This is a genomic window from Corallococcus sp. CA053C (genome assembly GCF_003611675.1).
In the GTDB taxonomy this organism is placed as follows: Bacteria; Myxococcota; Myxococcia; order Myxococcales; family Myxococcaceae; genus Corallococcus.
The window spans coordinates 1-458 of record NZ_RAWA01000875.1 but is presented as its reverse complement, the minus strand read 5'-3'; the positions used below and the strand labels follow the sequence as shown (position 1 = coordinate 458).

1 protein-coding gene is annotated in these 458 nt (G+C 72.7%); it reads right to left on the bottom strand.

From position 1 onward, the window contains the following. The coding region (locus tag D7V97_RS43680) for an SPFH domain-containing protein (RefSeq protein ID WP_255424886.1) at positions 1–458 on the bottom strand (458 nt) is incomplete at both ends.

Sequence of the window (458 nt, the reverse complement as noted above, 5' to 3'; positions counted from 1 at the left end):
TCGTAGGCCTGCATGGAGCGGTAGAACTGGAAGAACTCCGGGTCGGCGCCGTAGGCGTCGGCGAAGACGCGGTTGGCCTCGGCGTCGGCCTCGCCCCGGGTGATCTGGCCGTCGCGCTGGGCCTCCGAGATCGTCTCGACCACGGTGCGGTCGGCCAGCGCCCTGACCCGGGCGGCGGCCTCGTTGCCGCGCGCCCGCTCGTCGGCGGCCTCGCGCTCGCGCTCGGCCCGCATCCGGGCAAAGGTGGCGGCGAGGTTCTGCTCGGGCAGGTTCGTCGTCTTCAGCCGCACGTCCACGACGTCGAGGCCGAGCGACTGCGCCTCGATCTGGGCGCCGTCGCGGATGCGGGTCATCAGCGCGCGGCGGTCCTCGGAGAGGATGGTGTCCGAGGTGACCTGGTCGGCGCCGAGCACCTCCCTGATCTCGGCGTTCAGGATCGACGACAGGCGGTCCTGGGC